Below are 25,434 nucleotides of genomic sequence, written 5' to 3'. Positions count from 1 at the left end.
TGCCCCTGCTGGCTAAAGCTGGGCCCCTTCTGGCAATAGCTGCCTACCCCCGATGCCCACTTCGCCGGGAACCCGCTCTGCCCTTAACCTTGCGCCATCGAGCGGAGAATTTTCTCCAGAAATTTCCGTGACCGGAGAACGTGTCATGAAAGTCGTTCTGCTCGCAGGTGGTCTGGGCTCACGCCTGGCCGAAGAGACCGTTCGGATACCCAAGCCGATGGTGGAAGTCGCCGGGCGGCCGATCATGCTCCATGTCATGGATATCTACGACCACTGGGGACACAACGACTTCATCGTCGCTTGCGGCTACAAGTCCTTGGCGATCAAAAGTTTCTTTCAGGCGCTCCACCTGATGTCGAACGACTTCACGGTGGGCATCGGCAATGGCGAGATGGCCCTGCGCCCCACCACCAAGATCGACTGGCGCGTTTCGGTGGTGGACACCGGCCTGGCGACGATGACCGGCGGGCGGCTCAGGCGGCTCCGCTCGTGGCTGGATAACGAGACATTCATGGTCACCTACTCGGACGGGGTGGGCAACATCGATATTACCGCGCTGCTGGAATACCACCGCTCGCATGGCAGGCTGGCCACCGTTACCGCGGTCCAGCCGCCGGCGCGTTTCGGCAATCTGGAACTGGGCGAATGCGCCGGAAAAGGTGGCCAGGTGGTGGAATTCACCGAGAAGGTCATCAAGTACGAAACCTGGATAAACGGCGGCTTCTTCGTCTTCGAGCCGGGCGTGCTCGACTACCTCACGGGTGACGAGGAGCCGCTCGAACAGGCGCCGCTCACCCGCCTGGCCCACGATGGCCAGCTCATGGCTTTCAAGCACAAGGGCTTCTGGCACCCGATGGACACCGTGCGTGACCGCGACACACTGGACAAGCTGGGCACGCAGGCGCTGCCGCCGTGGATGGATTTCGAGAACGGGCAGCCGGTGCTTTCCACCGACGGTCCGACCAAACTGCAACATGCCTGACGAGGGCACTCTGGATCAGGCGCTTGCAGCGGTTTACCGCGGCAAGCGGATCCTGGTGACTGGCCATACCGGATTCAAGGGTGGCTGGCTTTGCCTCTTGCTCAGGAAACTGGGTGCCGAGGTTGCCGGGATCGCCTTGCACCGCCCCCCGCAAGGCCCTGACTTCTTCCATTCGGTCGACCTCGGGGAGCTGGTCGACCACCGCATTGCCGACATTCGCGACGCACGCGCCTATGGCGAGGCCTGCAAGGGGCTGGAGCCCGATCTGGTGTTCCACCTTGCCGCGCAGGCGCTGGTGCGGCCGTCCTATGCCGACCCGGTGGAGACGTTCGCCACCAATGTGACCGGCACGGCGATAGTGCTCGACGCGGTGCGGCGCATGCCCTCTGCGCGCGGCGTGGTCGTCGTCACCAGCGACAAGTGCTACGACAACCGCGAGTGGGCATGGCCCTATCGCGAGACCGACGCGCTGGGCGGCGCCGACCCCTACAGCGCCTCCAAAGGCTGCACCGAACTGGTCGCCGCCGCGTTCCGGCATTCCTATTTCACCGATCCCGCAGGCTGCCAGATCGCCACCGCACGGGCGGGCAACGTGATCGGCGGCGGCGACATGTCGCTCGACCGGCTGCTGCCCGACGTGGTGCGCGCAACCATGGCGGGCACGACGGTGACGATCCGCAATCCGGCCAGCGTACGCCCCTGGCAGCACGTGCTGGAGCCCGTGACCGGCTACCTCATGCTCGGCGCCAGGCTGCTGGGCAGCGATGCCCTGCACTATGCCGAGGCGTTCAACTTCGGCCCGAGCGCGGATGGCTTCATTGATGTCGAGACACTCGCCCGCCGGTTCCAGCACGCCTGGGGCCCCGGTGTCGCACAGATCGCCTTCGGCAAGCGGCCGGACGATCCGCACGAGGCGGGGATGCTCACGCTCGATTCCAGCAAGGCGCGTGCCCGCCTCGGCTGGCGGCCCCGCCTTTCGACCGAAGACGCGGTGGCCCTGACCGCCGAGTGGTACCGCACCGCCACGCGCGGCCATGCCGCGATGCGCGCCTTCAGCGAGGCGCAGATCGCCCACTATTTCAACGCCACCGCAGACACCCAATCGTTCGAGGGGGCAACAGCAGCATGCGCGTAAATTACGGCCAGACCGTCCACGGCGAGGACGAGATCGCCGCCGTCCTCGAAGTCCTGCGAACATCGACGCAGATGGGCCCGAAAGTGCGCGCCATGGAGGAGCAGGTCTCCGCGCTCTTCGCCAAGGACCACGGGATCATGGTCAATTCCGGCTCCTCCGCGAACTATCTGGCGATCGAACTGCTGAACCTGCCCGAGGGCAGCGAGGTCATTACCCCCGCCCTCACGTTCGCGACGACGGTGGCGCCCATCGTCCGCGCACGGCTCGTCCCCGCGTTCGTCGATGCCGCCGTCGGCACTTACAATATCGACGTCGACAGGATCGAGGCGATGATCGGCCCGAACACCCGCGCGATGATGATCCCCTCGCTGATCGGCAACCTGCCCGACTGGGACCGCATTCGCGACATTGCCGACCGGCATGGCCTGATGGTCGTGGAAGACAGCGCCGATACATTGGGCGCCACTTTGCGCGGCACCAGCACGGGGACGCGCTCGCACATTTCCACCACCAGCTTCTACGGGTCACACGTCATCAATGCGGCGGGCAACGGCGGCATGCTCTGCGTCTCGGACGAGGACCTTGCCCGGCGCGCGCTGCTGCTGCGTTCGTGGGGGCGGACGAGTTCGCTCCATGTCGATTCCGAGAGCATCGACACGCGCTTCAACGTCGCGCTCGACGGCATCGACTACGACGCCAAGTTCCTGTTCGACGAACTGGGTTTCAACGTCGAGCCTTCGGAGATGGGTGCCGCCTTCGGGTTGGTCCAGCTTACCAAGCTCCAAGGCAACATCGCCGCGCGCGAGCGTCACTTCCAGCGCCAGTACGCGTTCTTCAAGGCTTACGAGGAGTGGTTCGTACTGCCCCGCCAATTGCCGGATTCGCGCACCGGCTGGCTCGCCTTCCCGCTGACCATTCGCGAGGATGCGCCTTTCACCCGCACGCACATGCAGATCTGGCTGGAGCAGCGCGATATCCAGACGCGCCCGGTGTTCACCGGCAATATCCTGCGCCAGCCGGCCATGCGGGGCGTGCCCGCGCGCGTATCGCCCGAAGGCTATCCGGTGGCCGATGCGGTCATGAAGGGCGGCATCCTGCTCGCCTGCCACCACGGCCTGACCGACGCCCACATCCAGTACATGCATGAAAGTTTCGAGGCCTTCGTGGCATCGCTGCCCACGTCCTCCCGCTTCGAGACCGCCAATGCCTGAGTATTCGCCCCAAATGCCGCTGCCGGGGACAGCGGCCTGACGGAAAAGCACAGACTGCCCGGAAGGCCGGGCCGAAGGGAACAGGAATCGTGGTGCGCAAGTCAGTCTCGCTGGTGACAGGAGCAGCCGGCTTCATCGGCTCGCACCTGTCCGCGCGCCTTCTTGCGGAAGGGGACGAAGTCCACGTCCTCGTCCGCCCGACGACGTCGCTGGCGCGGCTGTCCGCGATCGCCGGAAACCTCACGATCCACACCTCCGACTTGCGCGACCGTGAGGCCACGCGCGCGCAGATTGCGGCGATCGCGCCCGAGCGCGTATTCCACCTTGCCGCCGAAACCCGCCTGCCCCCCGAACCGAGCTTCGAGCGCGCGCGCGCGGCCATCGCCTTCTATATCGAACCCACGCTCAACCTTGTGGAAGCGCTGGCGGACCTGTCCGCGCCCCCTTCGGTCGTCGTCCGCACCGGGACCATCGCCGAATACGGCGACGCTGACCTACCCTATGGCGAGGCCAGCCGCCCTCACCCGCTCTCACCCTATGGCGCCGGGATGCTGGCCACCGCGCAGTATCTTGCGATGCTGGCCCCCACCGTGCCCTTCCCGGTTATCACCGCCAGACTGGCGCTGTGCTACGGGCCCGGCCAATCGCGCGAATTCCTTGTCCCCGCGCTGATCGACGCCGCGATTACGGGTCGCCCCATCACTGTCCGGCGCCCCGGCGACCGGCGCGACCTGTTGCACGTTGCCGATGTCGTCGACGCCCTGCTCCAGATTGCCGAGCTTGCCTCAGGCGATTGCACGCTCGTCAATGTCGCCTCGGGCGAGGCACCGACCATGGGCGAAGTGGCCGACCGGATCGTCGCCATGACCGGCTGCGATCCCGCTCTCGTCACCAGGCTGGACCCGCTTCCCGGCGATAGCCCGGTCGAAATGCGCAGCACCACCGAACGGGCACGCGTGCGCTTTGGATGGGAGCGGCGGATCGGGCTTGAGGAAGGGCTGCGCCAGACCATCGCGGCCGAGCAACTCATGCGCAGCATGGCGGGGTGACGGCAGTGAACGCAGAGCCCAAAACCCTTGTTTCGATCCTGATACCGGCCTTCAACGAAGAGCTGACCGTGGTTCGCTGCTACGAGGCAGTGGTGCGCGTTTTCGAGAAGCTGCCAGAGTACAGCTACGAGATCATCGTCACCGACAACCATTCGACCGACCGGACTTTCGAACTGCTGGAAGAGCTTGCCCGAAGGGACCCGGCGCTCAAGGTCATCCGCTTCTCACGCAACTATGGCTACCAGCGCTCGCTGCTCTGCGCCTACAAGGCGGCCAGCGGCGCTTGCTCGATCCAGCTCGATTGCGATCTTCAGGACCCGCCCGAACTGATCCCCGACATGCTCCAGCACTGGCGGCTGGGCCATCAGGTGGTCTACGGCATCCGCCGCAGCCTGCAGGACAGCTTCGTGGTGGCGACGGCCCGGCGCGCGTTCTACCACTTCATCACCTGGATCAGCGACGACGACCTGCCGGTCAACGCTGGCGAGTTCCGCCTTTGCGACCGGCGCATCCTGGTCGAACTGCACAAGGTGGACGATGCCTCGCCCTATTTGCGCGGGCTTATCAGCGCGATGGGTTTCTCGCAGATCGGGCTGGAATACGACCGCGCGGACCGAACGGCGGGCGAGAGCAAGTTTCCGCTGAAATCGATGATCTCGCTGGCGGTGGACGGCGTGCTCAACCACTCGCTGCTGCCGCTGCGGATCGCCTCGATCTCGGGGATCATGATCGGGGTGCTGTCGCTGCTGCTGACGTTCGTCTACCTGATCGGCCGGATCGTGCTGGGACAGCATTGGCCCGCCGGCTTCGCGACGACGACGATCCTGTTGCTGATGTCGATCTCCATCAATTCGATCTTCATGGGGATCCTGGGCGAATATGTCGGGCGCCTGTTCCTTCAGGCCAAGAACGCATCCAGCCCGATCGTCGAGACCCGGCTCAACTTTCCCGACGTGGTCACGCTCGTCGCGCGGGAAACACGATAAGGCGGGTCAGCACGAAGAGCAGCGCGGCATAAGTGCAGACGGCTAGCGCCTGAAGCAGCGCGCTGCCGCCCAGACCCGCTGCCCTCCCCAGCGCGATCACGCCAAGATTGGCGCCATAGGCCGTCAGGAACGCCAGCACATAGCGCACGATCTCCGCCCGGCTCGGACGGTGGCGAGCGCGGAACGTCAGGCTGCGGTGCATAAGATAGGAAATCGGCAAGCCCATCGCGAAGCCCAGCACATTGGCGCCGTAATCCCCCAGCCCGGCGAACAGCCAGCACAGGATGAGGCCATAGCCGATCGCGGTATTGGCCGCGCCCACCAGCACGAACCGTGCGAGCGTGGCCAGTTCGCCGCGCAGGGCCACGGCGCGATCCGCCGGGCTCACTCGGCCGCCTGGGATGCCGCCTCGGCCTCGCACCCGTAGAACACGCGGTACCAGTCGGCGAAGCGCTGAAGCCCTTCTTCCAGCATGACGCGCGGGTGATAGCCGGTAAGCGCATTCAGGCGGCTGACGTCGGCATACGTGGCGGTCACGTCGCCCGGCTGCATCGGGCGCATGACCTTCACCGCCTCACGCCCGAGCGCCGCTTCGAGCGTGGCGATCATGTCCATCAGGCCGACCGGGCGACTGTCCCCGATGTTGAGCACGCGGTGCAGCGGATCGTACATTCCCCCGCCCGGCGGGTTGTCGAGCGCACCGAGCACGCCATCGACGATATCGTCGATATAGGTGAAATCGCGCGCCATCCGGCCCTCGCCATAGACCTCGATCGGCTGACCGGAGAGGATCTTCCCGGTGAAGCTGAAATAGGCCATGTCCGGCCGTCCCCATGGCCCATAGACCGTGAAGAACCGCAGCCCCGTCTGCGCGAAGTGATAGAGCCCGGCATAGGCATGGCTCATCAACTCGCACGAACGCTTGGTGGCGGCATAGAGCGAGACCGGGCTTACAGTTGGATCGTCCTCGGTAAACCCGCTGCCCGCCAGTGGCCGGTCGCCGTAGACCGAACTGGACGAGGCATAGACCAGGTGCTCGAAATCCGGCGCATGGCGGCACGCCTCCAGCACCGAGAGATGCCCGGCCAGATTGGAATGCTGATAGGCGAAAGGATGCTCGATGCTGTAGCGCACCCCCGCCTGCGCCGCGAGATGCACGACCCGGCGCACGCCCTCGTGCCGAACCAGCGCTGCCAATCCCTCGGCATCGGCGATGTCCATGCGGTGGAAGGTGAAATCGGGATGGCCCTCGAACGTCGCGAGGCGCGCTTCCTTCAGCGCGGGATCGTAGTAAGCGTTGACCACGTCGATCCCGATCACCCGCTCGCCCCGGGCCAGCAGGCGATGCGCCGTGGCATGGCCGATGAAGCCGGCGGCCCCGGTCACGAGCACCGGATCGCGGCCGCCACCTCGCACCTTTTCATGTTCGTTCACAGACTGGCTCCCTTCCGCCGTTCGGCGCGCAGGCCCTCCGCAAAGGGTGCTGGGTGACGAAGGGTGCTGGGGGAACCCGCCCCGGGCAATCACCCCTATGGCGATCCCGGACGTGTCATTGGGGTCGGAGCGCCGGCCCATTGGGCGTACCCCGCCAACAACCGGGGCCGCGACGGTCGTGCGTCGCGGCTCAGCCTAGACTTAAGGGGTGCCAGCGGGCGATTCATGGCAATTGACCGGAATCGGGCAAAAACCGAACATTCGACTTGCATTCAGGAAGCTAACCGGGCCGGTCGGGCACAGAGATCCCCCCAAAAGGCAACCGTTCCCGCCGAGGCATGGAGATCCCCGCGTTGTCCCAACAGTCGATTCAACCGCTTGTTCATATCGGCTTTCACAAGACCGCCTCCACGCTGCTCCAGCGCACGCTTTTCGCCCGCTCAGACCTCGGCTTCGAACGCCCCGGCCGGGACCGCGTCCGTCTTCAGGCCGACTTCATCCGCTACGGCGCCTTCGACGAGATGGAGCCCAAGGTGATCGAGGCCTATCACCGCCTTGCCTACGAAGCGCGCACACGCGGCCGCACGCTGGTGCTCTCACACGAGCGGCTTTCGGGCTATCCCGGATCGGGCGGGTTCGACGCGCGGATGATCGCGGACCGCGTCAAGACCTGCCTGCCCGATGCCCGCATCCTGGTCTTCGTGCGTGAACAGCGTTCGATGCTCTATTCCTACTATCTTCAGTACATTACCGACGGCGGATCGCTGTCGTTCCGGCGGCTGACGCGGCCGATCCAGCCCAAGCTGTTCCGCAAGCCGGAATTCGACTTGCGCAGCTTCGCTTATGTCCCGCTGATCGAATATTACCGGACGCTGTTCGGTTCGGAGAACGTGCTCGTCATCCCTTACGAGGCGCTGCGCGGCGAATCCTGGCGCATCGCGGTGGAGATCGCGCGCTTCTGCGGCCAGTCGACCGCCCGGATCGAGGCTGACATCTTCGGCGACATGGCCAATGCCAGCATGCCGCTGATGATGCAGCTGCTGCGGCGCCATCTCAACGGGCTGATCTACCGCAACCAGCTCTCCCCGCATGCGCCGATCGCATTCAATCCGTTCGACCGCTGGTATCGCCGGATGCGCCCGCTGTTCGAGCCCACGCGGCTGATCGATGCTCCCCTGCGTCGTCGCCTCAAGCGCCAGATCGAGGATGTCACCGGCGACCGCTATGCGGAGAGCAACCTCCAGCTTCAGCGCATGACCGCGCATGATCTTTCGCGTTACGGCTATCGCTTGTCGGTTCCGTCATCGGCGCCTCAGCCGAGGACGACCGCACCGAACGGCAACGAGGTGACGGTGCGAACCGGCACGGCCTTGCAAGCGACGGGCTAACCTGCGGACGCTGACTGAACCCCACGAGTCCACCACAACACCTCGTCGCCCCCGCGAAGGCGGGGGCCCCGCTTTTCTTGAGTTCTCTGCGTGCTGAAAAAAGAACAAGCGGGATCCCCGCCTTCGCGGTGACGGATTTGGGGTGGCGGTCTCAGTTAGTTCGGCGACAAGTCTGCCGTTAAGCCTGCCGTGCGCGCTGCCCAGTCGACGGGCAGCCAAGACCCAAATCTTCAGGCCGCGCCGATGCCTTGCAGCTTCATGTGCAGCGTATGGTGATCGAACGGCTTGATGACGTATTCGTCGGCACCCGCCTCGATCCCCTTGCGGATATCGCCGTTTTCCGAGTTCGTGGTGCAGAACACCACCTTCGGCCGGTGGGCGCCCTGCATGCCGCGCAGCGCGGTGACGAATTCCAGCCCGCCCATCAGCGGCATGTTCCAGTCGAGCAGGATCAGGTCCGGCATCGCCGCCATGCACTTGCTCAGCGCTTCCTCGCCGTTCTCGGCCTCGGTGACGGTGTAGCCGAGTGCCTCAAGGATTCGGCGCGAAACCTTGCGGATCACCCGCGAATCGTCGACGATCAGGCCGCGACGACCACTCGGCGCCTCGGGCACAGCAGCGGCGGCGGCCTGCGGGGCAGGTGTTTCGTCCTCGCGGCGGGCGGGCGCCGGGGTGCGCTTGATCAGACCCTCAAGAATGACACTTACTCCCTTGCTCACGCGTTCTCGTTGGCCTGGAGGATCCGGGCGACCTTCTTGGCGGTCTCGATGACTTCCTCCTTGTCCTCCGCCACCGGCTGAGGCCGGGGCAGCGATTCGGCGGAAATCTCCGAAGGCGTCATCCGCACATGGATATAGGGCATCCAGATCTCGCCGAATTCGGCCTTCTGGTACCACAGGTCGACAACGTCGTAGGACACCCAGAATCCGTCGGGATCCTGAAGCCGCACGCCCTCGCCGATGCGGGGCACGGCGGCAAACCGGACGGTCTCCTGCGTCTGACGTGTCTCGTTCTGGACTTCGATCTCGATCAAAGCACGGTCTCCCTCGCTTGGCCGACAGGCTAGGGGGAAATCCTTGCTGAAAAGGAAATTTTACCAATCTTCCGCGCACGACCGGCCGCGTGAGGGTGCCGATCCCGGTTTCCGCGGGGCACGAGATCGACGGGCCTATACTCTTGGTTAATTTATTCGGCCGCATAAGCCCCGGGAATTGGGGGCCCTTATGGACGAACTGCTCGAAGACTTCGTCGTCGAAACCCGCGAAATGCTGGAGGCGCTGGGCGGCGAACTGATTTCCTGGGAGGAAAATCCGGGCGACCGCGCGCGGCTCGATTCGATTTTCCGTTTCGTCCACACCGTGAAGGGCAATTGCGGCTTCGTCGACCTGCCGCGCCTCGAAGCGCTCAGCCACGCCGCCGAGGATGCGCTGGCCGATGTCCGCGCGGGTCGCCGCAGCGCCGATGCCGCTCTGGTCAGCGCGGTGCTGGCGGTGGTGGACCGGATCGGCGACATGGTCGACGCCATCGAGGCGGGCGAGACTTTCCCCGAAGGCGGCGACGAGGCGCTGAAGGCCGCGCTCGAACCGGCGGCCGCGCCGGTCGTCACACTGGTTCCGGCTACCCCTCCGCCAATATCAGGCCCCCGTACTGCCCAGCCGCAGCGATCGATCCGCATCCCGGTCGAACTGCTCGACAAAGTGATGAGCGGCGTTTCCGACATGGTGCTGGCGCGCAACGAACTGGCCCGCCGCCTGCGCGAAGGCGCGGTGGAACCGCAAGTCCACGAACCGTTCGAGCGCCTTTCCGCGATTATCGCCGAAGTGCGCGAGGCGATGACCCGCACCCGCATGCAGCGGATCGAAAGCCTGTTTTCCGGCCTGCCCCGCATGGTGCGCGACCTTGCCGCCGAACTCGGCAAGCAGGCCCATGTGGACATCGCCGGCAACGAGGTGGAGCTTGACCGCGAGATGGTCGAGATCATCCGCGATCCCCTCACCCACATCGTCCGCAACGCCATCGACCACGGCATCGAGCACGCGCCGCTGCGGCGCCTCGCCGGCAAGGCAGAGATCGGGCGACTCTCCGTCTCGGCGCGCCAGTCGGGCAACAAGATCCTGATCGACATCGTCGACGACGGGCGCGGGATCGACGAGACGCGCCTGCTCGAAAAGGCCGTGATTGCGGGCCTGGTGGACGAGGCGCAGGCCGCCCGCATGTCCCGCAACGAAGCCTTCGAGCTGATCTTCGAACCGGGGCTGTCCACCGCCGAAACGGTCACCGCGATTTCCGGACGCGGCGTCGGCATGGACGTGGTGCGCGCCAATATCGAGCGGATCGGCGGCGCCATCGAGATCGATTCGACGCCCGGCCTCGGCACCCGCATGACCCTGCGCGTCCCACTCACGCTCACCATCATTCCGGCGGTGACGGTGGGCATCGGCAACCAGCGCTTCGCGATCCCGCGCAGTTCGGTGGAGGAAATCATCCACCTTGCCGACGGCACGCTGGAAATCGACGAAGTGGGCGGCGCCATGCTCGCCCGCATCCGCGAGCACCGCGTGCCCTGCCTCATGGCCGCGCAAGTGCTGCATGTTGCGGCTGACGAGCCCCTCTCCGACGATGCGGCGCGGCCGGTGATCGTGCTGCGGCACGCGGGCGGTGGCCATTTCGCGCTGATCGTCGATCAGGTTTTCGGGCACGAGGAACTCGTCATCAAGCCCGCAGCCCCCGCGATCATCGCCACCGGCCTCTATGCCGGTACCACGCTGACCGACGACGGCCATCCGATCCTGCTGCTGGAAGTGAGCGGCATCGCGCGTGCCGGGGGCCTGCGCACCGACGCGCTGGAACGCCGCGACCGCTTGGAAGAGGCCCCTGCCCAGCCACGCCGCACGACCAGCGTGCTGCTCTTCACCGGGCTCGACGGCATTCGCCGCGCCATGCCGATGGGCGTGCTCGACCGGCTGGAGGAAGTCGGCCCCGAGGCGATCGCGATGGAGGGCGACCGCCGCCTCGTGGTCATACGCGATTGCATCCTGCCGCTCGCCGGGATTGAGGACATGCCGCTCGAAGCGGCGCTGGACGGCAATGGCGTCCTGCGCCTGCTGCGCCTTGCCGACGGGCAGAACGAGATCGCCTATGCCGTGCGCGAGGCGCTGGAAATCCGCGAGATCGATGCGGATGCCATTGCCGCAGGCGGCGCCGAGCACGAGGACGCGGTGGTCCTGGTCGACGGTCTGGCCACGCAAGTGGTCGCGCCCTACCGCCTGTTCGCGCGCCATTCGCGCACACCGTCGCGCATCGTCCGGCCGGTCTGCCGCCTTCCCGCCGACGATGCGTGGATCCAGAACTTCGTGCGCCCGATGGTCGAGGCGGCAGGCTACCGCGTGGTCGAGACCGACACCCCGGACGAGGCCGATCTTGCTATCCTCCCACACGACGGCGGCGGCGCGCCCGCTGCCCCGCCCCATGGCCCGGCGCGCGAGGTGATCCGCCTGCGCACCGAACCGGGAAGCCCGGAGCCGGGCGATTCCAGCATCTATCGCTACGATCAGGCCGCGCTGATGGGCGCCTTGCGCCGCCACGCCGGGAGGGCCTGACCATGTCGGAACTGTCCAATCGAGAACTGCTCGTCGTCGTCACGCTGGCCGGTCGCCGGATCGCGCTGCGCTCGCGCGATGTGCAGTCGGTCATCTCGCTTGAGGTCATGACGCCGGTGCCTTGCGCTCCGCCCCACGTCGCCGGGCTCTCGGGCCTGCGCAGCCGCGTGCTGACCGTCATCGACGGCTGCCGCGCGCTCGATCTCGGCGAGTGTTCGCGCGGCGCGCCGGGCGGCGCCGGATCGCCCGCCGCCGTGGTCATGCACGAAGGCCATGCCTACGCCCTGCTGCTCGACGAGATAGAGGACGTGACGGAGGCGTGGAACGAGCCGCAACCGATCAACGCGCAGATGGAAGGCAACTGGGCGGCGATGTCGCACGGGCTGGTCGAAACCGCGCTCGGGCCGCTGCTGGTGGCCGATGTCGGGGCCCTCATCGCAGGCCCGCAGGCCACTTTGCCGCCCTCCGTCGAGGCCGCTTAAGCAAATGGTTACGCAAAACGACTAGGGTTGGGCTCTGGGATAAGGAAACTACCGTATGAAAACCTGCCTGATCGTCGATGACTCGCGGTTGATCCGGAAGTTCTCGCGTCAGTCGATGGAGGCCCTCGGCTTCATGGTCAGTGAGGCCTGCGACGGGCAGCAAGCCATCCAGAGCTGCGAAGCCGCGATGCCCGACGTGATCCTGCTCGACTGGAACATGCCGGTGATGAGCGGCATCGAATTCCTGCGCGTGCTGCGCCAGACCGGCCATGCCAACCAGCCCAAGGTGGTGTTCTGCACCACCGAAAGCGATGCCGCGCATATTCAGGCGGCCATCGAGGCGGGCGCCGACGAATATGTGATGAAGCCGTTCGACCACGATACCCTGCACATGAAACTTCAGCTCGTCGGCGTGGCCTGAGCCGCATCGAGGCTGCCTCGATGGCCCTATCCCCGCTGCGCCGACGCGGCATGCGCTCCGATCGGGCCCGCGCGGCGCTGCTGCCGCCTGTTCGGCTGATGATAATCGACGATTCGCTGGTGGCCCGCACCGCGCTCAAGCGCATGGTCGAAGGCGCCGAGGGGCTTGAGGTCGTCGGTATTGCCAGCAATGCCGAAGCCGCACTGGAAACCTTGCGCACCAGTCGGGTCGACGTGGTCCTGCTCGATCTCGACATGCCCGGCATGGGCGGACTGGAAGCGCTACCCCGCATCATCGAGCGGGCACGCGGCGCGCGTATTCTGGTGGTCTCCTCGCTCACCATCGACGGCGCCGAGCATACACTGGCGGCGCTGGCGCTGGGCGCTGCCGATACCCTGCCCAAGCCCGTCGCACGCGGATTCCACGGAGACTACCGCGACCTCCTGCTCGGCAAGATCCGCGAACTCGGGCTTGCTGCCGTCCCCACGCGCGAAGCGGTCGGCCGGGAGCCCGCGCCGTCCCCGCGCCTGCGTCCGCCAACGGGCAATCCCGCGCGGCAACCCGCCGAAATCCTTGCCATCGGCGCCTCCACCGGCGGCGTTCACGCGCTGGCCAGCCTGTTTGCGGCCCTGCCCCGGCAGCTTGGCGTGCCGGTCGTGATCACCCAGCACTTGCCGCCCGCGATCATTCCCTATTTCGCGCGCCAGATCCGCTCCGCCTCGGGCTGCGAGACGCTGCTGGCCGAAGAGGACATGCCGGTCCTGCCCGACCGCGTGCTGATCGCGCCCGGCGATGCCCACATGGCCTTCCGCCGCCGGGGCGACACGCTCACCGTCCGGCTCGACCACGCGCCTGCCCCCAGCGGCTGCCTGCCTTCGCTGGACACCATGTTCGCCTCGCTCGCCGAGGAAATGGGCGACCGCACGCTGGGCGTCGTGCTCTCGGGCATGGGCCGCGACGGAGCCCTTGGCGCAGCCCGCATCGTCGCGGCCGGAGGCACAATTCTTGCGCAGGACGAGGCCAGCTCGGCCGTCTGGGGCATGCCGCGCGCGGTGGCCGAAGCCGGGCTTGCCAGCGCCGTCCTGCCGCCCGAACAACTTGCCCAGCGCGTGATCGCCGGAATTGGAGGCACGCCGTGCAAGTGAGCCTCGCCTCCGAACGCCTGCTGGCCGAACTTCTGCGGGCACGCACCGGGCAGGAGCTGCCCGACAATCGCCGCTGGCGGATCGGCACGGCGCTTTCCGGCCTCTGCCGCGAATATGGCATCGACAGCATCGACCAGCTTGTCGCCATGTTTTCGCCCACGCGGCAGTCGGTGCTAGCGCGCCAGATGGTCGAGGCGCTGCTCAACAACGAAACCTATTTCTTCCGCGACCGCGCGCTGTTCGACCATCTCGTCGGGCATGTCCTGCCCACTTTGGCCGAAACGCGGGCGGAGAGCCGCACTCTGACGATCTGGTCGGTCGGCTGCTCGACCGGGCAGGAGGCGCTGACTTTGGCGATGCTCTTCGCCTCTCAGGAAGCGCGCTGGGCGGGCTGGACCATCTCGATCCTCGGCACCGACGTCTCGGGCTCGGTCATCGAGATCGCGCGCAAGGGCTGCTACACGCCGTTCCAGATCCAGCGCGGGCTCGCCATGGGCGAGATGATGCGTTGGTTCGAGGAGACGCCGCAAGGCTGGCGTGTGCGCGAACGCCTGCGCCGAATGATTCGCTTCGAGGAACACAACCTGCTCGATCCGCTGCCCGCCCTGCCCGGCGGCCAGATGCCCACGTTCGACATCGTGCTGTGCCGTAATGTCCTGCTCTACTTCGATGCCGCCACGCGGGAACGCGCCTTTGCCCGTGTCGCCTCCGCACTGGCGCCCGACGGCTGGCTGATGCTCGGCGCCGGAGAGACGACTCTGGGCCTGACCGACCGGCTCTCCCCCGAACGCGGCGCCCCCGGATTCTTCCGCCATGCAAAGCCCGCAAAACCGCGCCGCGCCGCCGTCGCGCCAGCCGCTATCGCCTGAAGCGCCGCTACTCCGTTTAAGCCTTATTTAAGCGTAATTTCGTAGGCCTCTGCATCATCGCTCGCCAAGGTTGTTCAGCCAAGGTTTGCAGGGGGGAAGAGTGCAATGACCGACATGGCTTCCGCATCGAAGCGCGACTGGTTCTGGCGCCGGTCCATCGTCACCAAGATCCGCATTATCATCTGCATTTTCCTGGTCATGTCGGTGACGATCGCGGGCGTTGCCTGCGTCGCGCTGAGCAAGGTTCAGGGCGACGCCACGCTGACCGCCAAGCTCCACAGCTCCGCGCTCGGTGCCGCCGATGCCTGGAGCGACATCGCGCAGGCCATGCAGCAGCTCGATGCGGCGCGCGCGGAAGGCGACGCAGGGAGCGGGCACGGCCTCGGTGCCGCCCATGCCAACGCCACCCGGGCACTCGTCGCCTCGGCCACCGACAAGCTCGGCAAGGCGCGCGTGGCGCTCGGCAATGTCGATCCCGGCGTGGACCTGCTGTTCGAACGCCTGACCCCGACGCTCACTGCCTTCGACGCGCAGCTTTCCTCCGGCCCAACCGGCACCGATCCCTCCGTGGCGATGACTCAGATCTCGGGACAAGTCGCGCAGATCAAGGACGTGCTGACCCAGCGCACCGAATCCATCGAGCAGAGCCGTGACAGCTTCATCGGCTGGACCGAAGTCACCATGCTGGTCTTCGCCTTGTTGGCCGCGCTCAATGGCATCTTCGCGCTTCTGGTCACTCGGCGCGGCATCACCGGCCCGCTCGCCGACATGGCCGACGCCATGGTCAAGCTGGCCGAGGGCGACCGCGATATCGTCGTGCCCGGCACCGATCAGGTCAACGAGATCGGCGACATGGCCCGCTCGCTCGAAACCTTCCGGCGCGGGTATCTGCGGCTCGACAAGCTGCGGCAGGAAGCCGCCGCCGCTGCCGAGGCCGAGATCGAGCGTCAGGAAGAACTCCGCCGTGGCCGCGACGCCATGCGGGACCAGCGCAAGAAGATCGTCCTCGATCTTGCCGAGAAGTTCGAACAGAGCGTGGGCGAGATCGTCAGCGGCGTCGCCTCGGCCTCCAGCCAGCTTCAATCGACCGCGACCTCGATGGCCAAGTCCGCCGAACATGCCGCCACCCGCACCAGCGAAGTCTCAACCGCGATGGGCGAAGCGTCTGCCGGTGTGACTGCCGCCGCTGCTGCCAGCGACGAATTCGCCATGTCGATCCACGAAATCAGCCGTCAGGCCGCGACTTCGGCAGAGCTGGCCCGTCAGGCCAGCGAGACCACCGCCAATGCCGATGCCACGATCGCCAAGCTGGCGGTTTCGGCCGAACAGGTGGGCCAGATCGTCAAGCTAATCCACTCCATCGCCCAGCGCACCAACCTGCTGGCGCTCAATGCCTCGATCGAGGCGGCGCGCGGAGGTGAGGCCGGTCGCGGCTTCGCGGTCGTCGCCGCAGAGGTCAAGGAACTGGCCGCGCAGACCAGCAAGGCTACCGACGAAGTGGCCGCCCAGATCGGCGAGATCCAGGCCTCCACCACCGGCAGCGTCGAAGCCCTGCGCGCCATTGCCGAGGACGTTGCCCAGCTTGAGGCCACCTCGGTATCGATTGCCGCTGCGGTCGACCAGCAGTCGGTCGCCGGGCAGGATCTTGCCCGCAGCATCGACCTTGCCGCGCGCAGCACCGACGATGTTACCGGGCGCGTGGAGGATGTGCGTGAAACCTCGCTGGCGACGGGTGCCGCCGCCTCGCAAGTACTCTCGTCCTCGACCGAGCTTCAGCTTCAGGCGGCGATCCTCAAGAGCCAGGTCGAACGCTTCCTCGGCAGCATTCGCAGCCCCGAATTGCCCGACGAGCGCATTTCCACCTACCCCGTCCAGCACGACTGGGACCGCGAAGTCGAAGCCGCCGAATAGGCCGATTGCCTTGCACCGCCGGGCCGGTCCGATGGACCTTGCCCGGCGGCCCCTCGGGCGATAGCTGAGGGCGATGCAGCGCAATTTATCTCCTGTTCGCAAGGCTCTCGCCGTCGGCACTTTCCTTACCGCGCTTGCCGCTCCGCCGGCCGCCCATGCGGCAACGCCGGCCGAACTGGCCCGCTGGAAGGCAGAGGCGGCCCGCGTCACGATCACCCGCGACGACTGGGGCATTGCCCACGTCCACGGCCGCAGCGATGCCGATGCCGTGTTCGGCGCGATCTATACGCAGGCCGAAGACGATTTCCCGAGGGTAGAGGCCAATTACCTCACCGCGCTCGGCCGCACGGCGGAGGCCGATGGCGAAAGCGCGATCTGGCAGGACTTGCGCCAGCGCCTCTTCGTCGATCCCGAGGAGCTGAAGGCGCAATACCGCGAGAGCCCGCCATGGCTGCGCACGCTGATGAACAGCTGGGCGGACGGGCTCAATTTCTACCTCGCCACGCATCCCGCCGTGAAGCCCAAGGTGCTCACCCGGTTCGAGCCGTGGATGGCCCTCTCCTTCACCGAAGGCTCGATCGGCGGCGACATCGAGCAGATCTCGCTGACCAGGCTCCAGAGCTTTTACGAACACCGCCGCATCCCACCCACCGCGCTGGAAACCGGCGCGCTGGTGAAGGAACCGAGCGGATCGAACGGCATCGCCATCGCGCCCGTCAACACCGCGAACGGCCATGCCCTGCTGCTGATCAACCCGCACACCAGCTTCTACTTCCGCGCCGAATTGCAGATGACCAGCGACGCCGGGCTCAACACGTATGGCGCATCGACCTGGGGCCAGTTCTTCATCTATCAGGGCTTCAACCCGAAGATCGGCTGGATGCACACGTCCTCCACCGTCGACAATATCGACCAGTTCGCAGAGACGGTGGACACGCGCGGCGGCAAGCCCGTCTATCACTACGGCAGCGGACTGCGCCCGCTGACGACGCGCGAGGTGACCGTCTCGTTCCGCCGCCCCGACGGCACCTTGGGCGAGCGCCAGTTCACCACCTACCGCACGCACCACGGCCCCATCGTGGCCGAGGACGGCGGCAAATGGATTGCCGAGGCGCTGATGTGGAAGCCGATCCCCGCGCTCCAACAGAGCTGGCTGCGCACCAAGACGAGCGACCTTGCCTCCTTCATCACGGTCGCGGGCGCGCGGGCCAATTCCTCGAACGACACGATCCTGGCCGATGCCCGGGGTGAGATCGCCTATCTCCACCCGCAATTCGTGCCGGTGCGTGACGATCGCTTCGATTACCGCGATCCCGTAGACGGCGCCGATCCGGCCACCGACTGGAAGGGCCTGCACGCGATCGACACGCTGCCCAACGTGCTCAATCCCAAAGTCGGCTGGGTCCACAACACCAATGACTGGCCGTGGGACGCCGCCGGGCCGGACAGCCCCAAGGCCGCCGATTTCCCGCGCTACATGGATCAGGTGGGCGGCAACTATCGCGGCGTCCATGCCGACGAAGTGCTCACCGGCAAGCACGACTTCACGCCTGAACGCTTGATCGCGGCGGCTTACGACAGCCACCTGCCCGCTTTCGCGGTGCTGCTGCCGCAGCTTGCCGCAGACTACGACGCCCTGCCCGCCGCCGATCCGCTGAAAGCCAAGCTCGCCGCGCCGATGGCGCTGCTGAGGGGCTGGGATTGCCGTTGGGGCTACGGCTCGAAGGAGACCACGCTGGCGGTGTTCTGGGGCGATACGCTGGGCGGCAAGTTCGGTGCCGATGCCAAGAAAGCGCGGCTGAACCTGCCGGACTTCATCGCCAAGCGTACCACGCCTGCACAGCGACTGGCCGCGCTTTCGCAGGCTACGGACCGGCTGACGCGCGACTTCGGCGGCTGGCAGGTGCCGTGGGGCGAGGTCAATCGCTTCCAGCGGCTGGACGGTGCGATCGCGCCGCACTTCGACGATGCCAAGGGCAGCATTCCGGTGCCTTTCACCTCGGCGCTCTGGGGCTCGCTCGCCTCGTTCGGCGCGAAGCCTTATCCGAACACGAAGAAGTATTACGGCACCAGCGGCAACAGCTTCGTCGCCGTTGTCGAGTTCGGACCGAAAGTGCGGGCCTGGGCCGTGAGCGCAGGCGGCCAGAGCGGCGATCCGGCCTCTGCCCACTTCAAGGATCAGGCGCAGCGCTATGCCGATGGTGCACTACGACCGATCTATTTCTATCCCGAGGATCTGGCCGGGCACATAACCCGTACGTACCGACCGGGAGAGTAAGCCCGCTCCGCCGCTCGGCCCACGCTGCCCAATCAACCCGTTAGGGCCGTTCCGTCCACTCCCCTCACACCCAGACACTCCGTCGCCCTCGCGAATGCGGGGGCCCCGCTTTTTCTTGAGTTCACGCGGAGACGTGGAGACGCAGAGAGACCGTGCAGCAATCGCCCCTCTGCGTCTCCGCGTCTCCGCGTGCTTAAAAAGAAAAGCGGGGCCCCCGCCTTCGCGGGGGCGACGAAGATTGATTGAGGAAAAGAGGCGGAACGCCGCGAGGCTTATTCGAAAAGGCCCGCGGATCGGCGTGATCCGCGGGCCTTTGCTTTACCCGAAGGCTAGACCGGCAGCCGTCAGGCCACCGAAGCCAGTCGCGCCGAACCGCGCATCTCGCCGGTATCGAAACGCGCCGCCTGATCGTTGAGCGAAACCGCCTCTGTCGTCAGATTGCGTGCGGCGGCGGAGGTTTCCTCCACCATGGCCGCGTTCTGCTGGGTCGAATGGTCCATGGTCGAAACCGCCACGCTGATCTGGCTGATCGCGGTGGACTGGGCCTGATTGTCCTCCGCCATCTGGCCAAGCAGCTTGTGCACTTCGCCGACGCCGCCCGAGATGTTCTCGAACGCACCGTCCACGCGCTGCACCGCGTTCACGGCGGTGACGATATCGGTCTGCGTCACCGTAAGCTGGTCACGCGCGCGCTTGGCCTCTTCCTCGGCCCGCATCGCAAGCGCCGAAACGAGATCGGCCACCACCGCGAACCCGCGACCGGCATCACCCGCACGGCCTGCCTCGACCGCCGCGTTCATCGCAAGCACGCGGGTCTGGAAGGCGATCTTGTCGACGCCTTCAATCACCTGGTCGATGCCCTTGGCGCTGTCGCTCACGCGGTCCATCGCCGCGACGGCCTCACCGGCAACCGCGCGGCCGCTGGAGACAGTGGTGAGCGCCTCGTCGGCACGGCGGACCGTCTGCGATGCGGCGGTGGCCGAAGCCTTGAGCCGCTGGTCGATCTGCACCAGCGCGGCCGACGTCTCTTCCAGGCTGGCGGCATTGGCTTCGGTGCGACGGGCAAGGTCTTCCGATGCCTGCGCGATTTCCATGGAGCCCGAACGGATACCCCCGGCGCTGAGCGCGACCGCACCGATCATGCGGCGCAGTTCGCCCAGAGCTGCGTTGAAGTTGTCCTTCAGCGCGGCATAGCCCGCCGGGAACGGCACTGCGATCTCGGCCGTGAGATCGCCGCTCGTCAGGGCGTCTAGCCCCTCGCCCACGGCGCTCGTCACCACGCGCTGTTCCTCGGCGGCGCGCTGGTCGGCCTCGGCACGGTCGGCAGCCGCCTGACGGAACACGTCCGCCGCACGGGCCATCGTGCCGATCTCGTCCTCACGCTCGGTTTCGGGGATCGTGCAATCCTCACCCTTGGCAAGGCGGTCGACCGCATCGCTCAGCGCCGCCATGGGGCGGCCGATGATGCCGCGCGCGGCGAAGAACAGGCTCGCCAGCACCGCGCCGACAATGATCAGGCCGCCCAGCACGAGCTGCCAGCCGATCGAACGCGCCGGCGCCGAAACGGTCGCCTCGGGAACGTCGAGCACAAGCGCCCAGGTGGCATTGAGATTGTCGAGCGCGATCGGACGGATCACGCGGCGGGTGGGCACGCCGCCGATGTCGAGGCCCGGCAGCACCTTGGTCTCGCCGCTGGCCAGCGCGGCCTTCACGTCGTCGAGACCGGGGTCGGCATAGGTCTTGCCGAGCACCGAGGCGTCCGGATTGGCCACCCATGTCGCCGAGGAGGACAGCAGCATCACGCGGCCGTCACCGAACGGCTTGAGCGTGCCGAGACGCTGGGAAATCGTACCCAGTTCCATGTCCACGCCGACCACGCCGATCACCTTGTCGCCCGAACGGACGGGGTGCGTGATCGAGGTCATCAGGACCTGCTTGCCGTCAAGATCGTAGGCATAGGGATCGACAAGCGCGCCCTTGCCGCTGTCGAATGCCTGACGGAAGTAAGGCTTGTCGTAAGCACCCGCCTCATTGTTCGGCTGCTGCGTCAGGACGCCGTTGCTCTTCACCCAGTATGGCGTGAAATTGCCGTTGGGTGCGGAGCCCGGCTGATTGCCCTTGCCCGCATCGGTGCCGTCCCACTGGTTGGGCTTGATCATCACCCAGCTGCCCAGCGCCGCCTTGGATTCGAGCAGATCGGTCTTCAGCACCGTCAACGCCGTGCCGCGATCGCGCGCACCGGTCGCGTGCATCTTGCCCAGCGACGAGGCCAGGGCCCGTGCGGTCGCCTCGAACGTGGCGATATCGGCCTTCACCTGATTGCCCTCGGCATTGGCCTGGGCGACGGCGGCATCGTCGGACAGGTTGGCCACGGCCGTGCCGGTCTCAAAAACGACGCCCGAGAATCCGAGCAGGAGCAGCAGCGCGATCGCCAGGCCGGCGACCGTCATCAGCTTGCCCGCTATGTGCATGCGACTGAACAGGTCTTTCATTATCTCGCTCCAGCGGGAGGATCAGAAGCCGGCGCTGACGGAAAACAGCGCGGCGCCATCGGCCTGATGGCCGTGGCTGAGGTCGGTATCGATGTAGGAAAGGTTGAAGGTCAGCTTGCTCACCGCGACGTCGGCGCCCAGCGACCAGTCGTAATAGCCACCCGGCTTCGGGCTGAGCGCGCCCTTGCTGCGGCCGCCGTGCGCGCGAAGCGTCACCGGGGTTCCGGGAATAGGCGCGGCAGCCTCCCCAAAGAGGTAGAGATGATCGCCGCCGAGCGCGGCTTGATCCCAGCTATAGCCGCTGCCCAGCGTTCCGCGCAGCGGGCCGAAATCGTGGGTCAGCTTGGCCGTGGTCTCGAAGTACTCGATCTTGCCCGTGCCCTTGCCGCCGGGATAGCTGTAATAGGCGACGGCAACGTCAAGGCTGGTGCGCTTGGCTACGTTACCCGCCCAGCCGCCGTAGAGATCGACCTCGGTGGGGCCATAACGGTCCCCCAAGCCGAGCGAAGAGCCCCAGGTGCCGACATAGACACCGCTCTTGTGGGCAAGGTTGATCGTGCCCTGAATCGCAGGGTCCTTGCCGGTCAGCGAAATGCCGCGAAACCGGTAGTCGCTGATGAGGGTTACGCCGCCCGAGACGGTGATGGCGGGGGTTTCTTCCTGGGCATGGACGGCGGGGGAAATCAGAACTGCAATCAGGGCGACCCCTGAAGGAATGGCAAAACGCATGTAAGTCCTCTTTGCGGGACACTGATAGACTTTGCCATTATAGGATAGCTCGCCCGCCAACGTGCCGGCCGGACTCGATTACAGGAAGAGTCGAAGCCGCAGCGCGAAACTCCGGCGCGTCGGCGCGGGAGATCAGTTCTCGCGGATACGGGCTATCTTGATGTCCAGCCCGCCGTAGAGAATATCGAGCAGAGGGCTCGCATAGTTGAAGATCGCGAAGGGCGCATAGGCCAGCGTGGGCACGCCCAGCACCGCCGCCATATAGGCGCCGCAGGAATTCCACGGGACCAGTGGCGCCGTGACGATGCCCCCGTCCGAAACCACGCGTGAGAGGTTCTTGCTCGCCAGATTGCGCTTTTCGAATTCCACCCGAAACAGGCGGATCGGCAGCACGACCGCAACGTATTGATCAGCGGTCACGATGTTCAGGCCGATCGCCGTGCAGATCGACGTCGCGATCAGGCTGCCGGTGTGCTTCGCCCGCGTGAGCACCGGCGTCACCAGCTTGGACAACAGACCGAACTCATCGAGCAGCGATCCGAAAGCCAGCGCCACGATGATAAGCCAGACGGTCAACAACATGCTCGCCATGCCGCCGCGCGAAAGCAGGCTGTCCACCGCCTCTATGCCGGTATCGGTGTGATAGCCGCTGGCGATGACATGCCAGACCGCCTTGATATAGGCCTCCAGCCCGGTCCCGCCGTCGGGAATGATCGCAAGCACCGCATGGGGTTGGGTGAAGCAGGCGAGCACCCCCGCGAACAGCGCCGAAGTCATGATCGCCAGCGACGCCGGAGCCTTGCGGAACGACAGGACGACCAGCAGCAGAAGCGGAAGCAGATTGATGGCCGAGATATTGAAGATCTGATCCAGCGCCATCAGTTCGGAATGTATGACCTCCGAACCGGCCAGTGCCGGATGGCCGATAAATCCCAGCGAGATCAATCCGATCGCCGCGATGACGAAGGCCGGTCCGCTGACCCACGCCTGATGGCGAAGATGCTCGTAAATATCGTTGCCGGTCAATTGGGCGGCCAGGATCGTCGTTTCGGACAAGGGAGACAGTTTATCTCCGGTATAGGCCCCGGAAACGACCGCACCGGCAGTAATGAAGGGGGATAGATCAGCCAGAGTGGCTAACCCGATCAATCCAACTCCGATAGTTCCCGCTGTCGTCCAAGAACTGCCGATGCATAGCGACGTGACTGCGCAGACTATCAGCGCCGTAACATAGAACCAATTGGGATTTATAATCCCAAGACCGTAGTATACCAGCGTGGGAATGGTACCGGCCATGTTCCATGTACCGATCAGCGCACCCACCGTAAGCAGGATGAAAATCGCACTGACCACCGAAGAAACGCCGCGACGCCCCGCTTCGGCAACACTTTCCCAAGGATGGCCATTCTTCAGGATAATCAGGGATGCCACCATGCCGGCCAGCATCATCGCGACCTGCAATGGCCCGGCCATCGCATCCACGCCGAACAACACGACCGCACTACTGACAAGTACTGCCAGGATCACCAGCGGTAACAGCGCGTCCACATAAGAGGGTTCGCGGGGTTGTCTTGGGGTGGGTTCAGGATCCGTTTCGGGCATGCGGTCCATCTTTCGAAAAGTTCCGCAGTAAAAGCACTTGCCGAGTCGGCTAGGTGATGAACCGATATTGGCGCACAAAGAAAAAATTATCACGCTCAAAATTCAAAAATTCGCGAAGCGCCACTCATTTAGAGTCCATTTCGAGAACACTCGCGGCAACGCATTAGAAGCGACACCCTATTGCCGTGAGCCTGCGAAACGGCAGACGAGAGCGCGAATTGATGCTGTTGGGGGGGAACCCGCCCGCCTGCACTGCAGCTTTCGTGCTTCTTTCTGGCACGTCGATCCCGTTGCTAAACAATGGATTAACGCTGATCCAATTCAATTTTCCGCATGAAATCAACAGCCGCCTTCTATGAAAGAGCGCGATCACATTTGCGTTGCACTGCAACAATACGGGTATGGCGAGCAGAAATCGTCGCTCCATTTAAAAATTTGTCTTTGCACACTTATTCGCTTTGAAGATATGCTGGCCTCAGATCACTTTTGAACGCGGGAACACCGCGCGGGAGGGCAAAGTGAAATCTGCCTCGGTCCGTCTCCTCGGCTACCTCCTGGCCATCGCACCGCTTTCGGCCCACGCAGAACCAGCAGCCACCCCGAATGGCGAGGCGGAAACGCTCAAATCCGATGCATCCGGATCGGATCAGGAAGTCGATCAGCTCCACATCCCCGGCTACGACGGAACGCGCGTGGGCGCATCGGCAATCGAGTTCGAATTCGCGCCCGAGATCGCCTCCCACAATCCGCTCGGTTCGAACTCCCGCACAAGCACGTCCACCAGCACATCGCTGACCTTCATCACCACCCAGCCCCTGTCGGACCGGCTGGAAGTCGAATTCGACGCCGGGCCATCGATGCTTCTGGAACATGGCGACATCGCGGAATCCTCCCTCGCCGCCTCGCTCGAACTGCGCACGCACCAAAGCTCCTCCGGTTTCGCCGGTTTCGCGCGTTACGAACTCGCGCACGACATGGACAGTTTCTTCGGCAGCAGCCTCGCCACCGACCAGACCCTCACGGGCGGGTTGCGCTATGGCGCGAACGTCGGCGCCGGGTCCATCGGGGTGGAACTGGCCCCGCGCTGGGTGAATTCCAACCACAATACCGACGATTACCTCGCCGCCGAGCTATTCATCGACGCGTTCTATCCGGTCATGAACGACGGCATCGGCCTGATCGGCGAAGTGTCCATCGATCGCCGCTGGTACCTGAACAACGGCTCCGCCGCGCCGGGCAAGCGGCGCGACTGGCGGTTCGAGGGCTTTGCCGGGATCGATATCGCGAACCTGCTTGCCCCGCCGCCGGGCCGCTTCAACCCGCTTCACGCGCTGGGTGTCGGCGTGCTCTGGCTGGAAGTCGATTCCAATCTGGACAGCGCGGACCGCTCCGCTTTCAAAGTCCTGCCCGCCATCACGCTGCGCGCAGATTTGTGACAGTTATTCCGTAAGTTACTCAAGAATGAACCGCGACCCATCGAAATTCCACTCTTGGGAGACGTAGATGCCGAGCCAGGATAACAAGATCTCGCTGTTTTCGCTCACCTCGATGGTGGTGGGTTCGATGATCGGGGCGGGGATCTTCAATCTTCCGGCGCGGTTCGGGTCGGCGACGGGGCCGTTCGGGGCGATCATCGCCTGGCTCATCGCCGGCACCGGCATGTACGCGCTGGCCCGGGTCTTCCAGGCGCTGGCCGCGCGCAAGCCCGATATCGATGCCGG

Annotated in this window: 22 protein-coding genes; 15 read left to right on the top strand and 7 right to left on the bottom strand. The window is 65.5% G+C overall.

Annotation, left to right across the window (positions count from 1 at the left end):
* The first annotated feature begins 145 nt into the window (after positions 1-145).
* The 5 genes from rfbF to EDF56_RS00090 all read left to right on the top strand — a co-directional run bounded on the left by rfbF (position 146) and on the right by EDF56_RS00090 (position 5,363).
* Positions 146-982, top strand: a complete 837-nt coding sequence (gene rfbF / locus EDF56_RS00110) for a glucose-1-phosphate cytidylyltransferase (RefSeq protein WP_132384725.1) — start codon at positions 146-148, stop codon at positions 980-982.
* Positions 975-2,117, top strand: a complete 1,143-nt coding sequence (rfbG, locus tag EDF56_RS00105; RefSeq protein ID WP_132384724.1) for a CDP-glucose 4,6-dehydratase — start codon at positions 975-977, stop codon at positions 2,115-2,117. The genes rfbF and rfbG overlap by 8 nt, the downstream gene beginning before the upstream one ends.
* Positions 2,108-3,328 (top strand): DegT/DnrJ/EryC1/StrS family aminotransferase, encoded by a 1,221-nt coding sequence (locus EDF56_RS00100; protein ID WP_132384723.1) that lies wholly within the window; start codon positions 2,108-2,110, stop codon positions 3,326-3,328. Before rfbG ends, EDF56_RS00100 begins: the two co-directional genes overlap by 10 nt.
* An 89-nt stretch (positions 3,329-3,417) precedes the next feature.
* Positions 3,418-4,377: an NAD(P)-dependent oxidoreductase gene (locus EDF56_RS00095; protein ID WP_165912028.1), complete on the top strand. Its 960-nt coding sequence runs from the start codon at positions 3,418-3,420 to the stop codon at positions 4,375-4,377.
* 5 nt (positions 4,378-4,382) lie between these two features.
* Complete coding sequence (locus EDF56_RS00090) at positions 4,383-5,363, top strand: glycosyltransferase family 2 protein (protein ID WP_132384721.1); 981 nt, start codon at positions 4,383-4,385, stop codon at positions 5,361-5,363.
* On the opposite strand, the gene EDF56_RS00085 is transcribed toward EDF56_RS00090, so the two are convergent.
* Positions 5,335-5,751: a GtrA family protein gene (locus tag EDF56_RS00085; RefSeq protein ID WP_165912027.1), complete on the bottom strand. Its 417-nt coding sequence runs from the start codon at positions 5,749-5,751 to the stop codon at positions 5,335-5,337. The two genes, EDF56_RS00090 and EDF56_RS00085, sit on opposite strands and share 29 nt — an antisense overlap.
* Entirely contained in the window at positions 5,748-6,797 is a 1,050-nt protein-coding gene (locus EDF56_RS00080; protein ID WP_243652302.1) for an SDR family NAD(P)-dependent oxidoreductase, read from the bottom strand. The genes EDF56_RS00085 and EDF56_RS00080 overlap by 4 nt, the downstream gene beginning before the upstream one ends.
* A gap of 353 nt (positions 6,798-7,150) precedes the next feature.
* Between EDF56_RS00080 and EDF56_RS00075 the strand changes: the two genes are divergently transcribed.
* Complete coding sequence (locus tag EDF56_RS00075) at positions 7,151-8,185, top strand: hypothetical protein (protein ID WP_132384718.1); 1,035 nt, start codon at positions 7,151-7,153, stop codon at positions 8,183-8,185.
* A gap of 230 nt (positions 8,186-8,415) precedes the next feature.
* Here the strand turns inward: EDF56_RS00075 and EDF56_RS00070 are convergent, their stop codons facing one another.
* Together EDF56_RS00070 and EDF56_RS26195 are read right to left on the bottom strand one after the other, a co-directional pair.
* Positions 8,416-8,769 carry a response regulator gene (locus tag EDF56_RS00070; RefSeq protein ID WP_132385702.1) on the bottom strand — a complete coding sequence of 118 codons (354 nt, stop codon included), beginning with the start codon at positions 8,767-8,769 and terminating at the stop codon, positions 8,416-8,418.
* A 131-nt stretch (positions 8,770-8,900) separates the two neighbouring features.
* Entirely contained in the window at positions 8,901-9,218 is a 318-nt protein-coding gene (locus tag EDF56_RS26195; protein WP_207904590.1) for a hypothetical protein, read from the bottom strand.
* A 190-nt stretch (positions 9,219-9,408) separates the two neighbouring features.
* On the opposite strand from EDF56_RS26195, the gene EDF56_RS00060 reads away from it, so the two are divergent.
* From EDF56_RS00060 to EDF56_RS00030, 7 genes are all read left to right on the top strand, one after another.
* Positions 9,409-11,784 carry a chemotaxis protein CheA gene (locus tag EDF56_RS00060; protein ID WP_132384717.1) on the top strand — a complete coding sequence of 792 codons (2,376 nt, stop codon included), beginning with the start codon at positions 9,409-9,411 and terminating at the stop codon, positions 11,782-11,784.
* A 2-nt stretch (positions 11,785-11,786) separates the two neighbouring features.
* Positions 11,787-12,266 (top strand): chemotaxis protein CheW, encoded by a 480-nt coding sequence (locus EDF56_RS00055; RefSeq protein ID WP_132384716.1) that lies wholly within the window; start codon positions 11,787-11,789, stop codon positions 12,264-12,266.
* Between the two features lie 55 nt (positions 12,267-12,321).
* Positions 12,322-12,687: a response regulator gene (locus EDF56_RS00050; RefSeq protein WP_132384715.1), complete on the top strand. Its 366-nt coding sequence runs from the start codon at positions 12,322-12,324 to the stop codon at positions 12,685-12,687.
* Between the two features lie 50 nt (positions 12,688-12,737).
* Positions 12,738-13,832 (top strand): chemotaxis-specific protein-glutamate methyltransferase CheB, encoded by a 1,095-nt coding sequence (gene cheB, locus EDF56_RS00045; RefSeq protein WP_243652301.1) that lies wholly within the window; start codon positions 12,738-12,740, stop codon positions 13,830-13,832.
* Positions 13,823-14,701, top strand: coding sequence for a CheR family methyltransferase (locus EDF56_RS00040; RefSeq protein ID WP_132384714.1), 879 nt, complete (start codon positions 13,823-13,825; stop codon positions 14,699-14,701). The genes cheB and EDF56_RS00040 overlap by 10 nt, the downstream gene beginning before the upstream one ends.
* 105 nt (positions 14,702-14,806) lie before the next feature.
* Positions 14,807-16,612 carry a HAMP domain-containing methyl-accepting chemotaxis protein gene (locus EDF56_RS00035; RefSeq protein WP_243652300.1) on the top strand — a complete coding sequence of 602 codons (1,806 nt, stop codon included), beginning with the start codon at positions 14,807-14,809 and terminating at the stop codon, positions 16,610-16,612.
* A 73-nt stretch (positions 16,613-16,685) separates the two neighbouring features.
* Positions 16,686-18,890 (top strand): penicillin acylase family protein, encoded by a 2,205-nt coding sequence (locus tag EDF56_RS00030; protein WP_132384713.1) that lies wholly within the window; start codon positions 16,686-16,688, stop codon positions 18,888-18,890.
* 344 nt (positions 18,891-19,234) lie between these two features.
* Here EDF56_RS00030 and EDF56_RS00025 read toward each other — a convergent pair whose 3' ends face one another.
* The 3 genes from EDF56_RS00025 to nhaC form a co-directional block, all read right to left on the bottom strand.
* A complete protein-coding gene (locus EDF56_RS00025; RefSeq protein WP_132384712.1) occupies positions 19,235-21,382 on the bottom strand; it encodes a methyl-accepting chemotaxis protein in 2,148 nt (715 codons plus the stop codon).
* A gap of 21 nt (positions 21,383-21,403) precedes the next feature.
* Positions 21,404-22,111 (bottom strand): TorF family putative porin, encoded by a 708-nt coding sequence (locus EDF56_RS00020; RefSeq protein ID WP_132384711.1) that lies wholly within the window; start codon positions 22,109-22,111, stop codon positions 21,404-21,406.
* 132 nt (positions 22,112-22,243) lie between these two features.
* Positions 22,244-23,806 carry a Na+/H+ antiporter NhaC gene (nhaC, locus tag EDF56_RS00015; RefSeq protein WP_243652401.1) on the bottom strand — a complete coding sequence of 521 codons (1,563 nt, stop codon included), beginning with the start codon at positions 23,804-23,806 and terminating at the stop codon, positions 22,244-22,246.
* 425 nt (positions 23,807-24,231) lie between these two features.
* On the opposite strand from nhaC, the gene EDF56_RS00010 reads away from it, so the two are divergent.
* Both EDF56_RS00010 and EDF56_RS00005 read left to right on the top strand, forming a co-directional pair.
* Entirely contained in the window at positions 24,232-25,149 is a 918-nt protein-coding gene (locus EDF56_RS00010; RefSeq protein ID WP_132384710.1) for a hypothetical protein, read from the top strand.
* A gap of 67 nt (positions 25,150-25,216) precedes the next feature.
* Positions 25,217-25,434, top strand: a 218-nt coding sequence (locus EDF56_RS00005; protein ID WP_132384709.1) for an amino acid permease, incomplete at its 3' end; no start/stop codon positions are given.

The sequence above is a fragment of the Novosphingobium sp. PhB165 genome (assembly GCF_004341845.1).
Classification (GTDB): domain Bacteria; phylum Pseudomonadota; class Alphaproteobacteria; order Sphingomonadales; family Sphingomonadaceae; genus Novosphingobium.
The sequence above is the reverse complement of the archived record's forward strand: the minus strand, read 5'-3'. Positions and strand labels throughout refer to the sequence as shown.

Coding starts and splice junctions, on each gene's coding strand:
- EDF56_RS00020 (WP_132384711.1), bottom strand. CDS start 22,111: ATGCGTTTTGCCATTCCTTCAGGGGTCGCCCTGATTGCAGTTCTGATT.
- EDF56_RS00035 (WP_243652300.1), top strand. CDS start 14,807: ATGACCGACATGGCTTCCGCATCGAAGCGCGACTGGTTCTGGCGCCGG.
- EDF56_RS00050 (WP_132384715.1), top strand. CDS start 12,322: ATGAAAACCTGCCTGATCGTCGATGACTCGCGGTTGATCCGGAAGTTC.
- rfbG (WP_132384724.1), top strand. CDS start 975: ATGCCTGACGAGGGCACTCTGGATCAGGCGCTTGCAGCGGTTTACCGC.
- EDF56_RS00060 (WP_132384717.1), top strand. CDS start 9,409: ATGGACGAACTGCTCGAAGACTTCGTCGTCGAAACCCGCGAAATGCTG.
- cheB (WP_243652301.1), top strand. CDS start 12,738: ATGCGCTCCGATCGGGCCCGCGCGGCGCTGCTGCCGCCTGTTCGGCTG.
- EDF56_RS00100 (WP_132384723.1), top strand. CDS start 2,108: ATGCGCGTAAATTACGGCCAGACCGTCCACGGCGAGGACGAGATCGCC.
- rfbF (WP_132384725.1), top strand. CDS start 146: ATGAAAGTCGTTCTGCTCGCAGGTGGTCTGGGCTCACGCCTGGCCGAA.
- EDF56_RS00030 (WP_132384713.1), top strand. CDS start 16,686: ATGCAGCGCAATTTATCTCCTGTTCGCAAGGCTCTCGCCGTCGGCACT.
- EDF56_RS00025 (WP_132384712.1), bottom strand. CDS start 21,382: ATGAAAGACCTGTTCAGTCGCATGCACATAGCGGGCAAGCTGATGACG.
- EDF56_RS00055 (WP_132384716.1), top strand. CDS start 11,787: ATGTCGGAACTGTCCAATCGAGAACTGCTCGTCGTCGTCACGCTGGCC.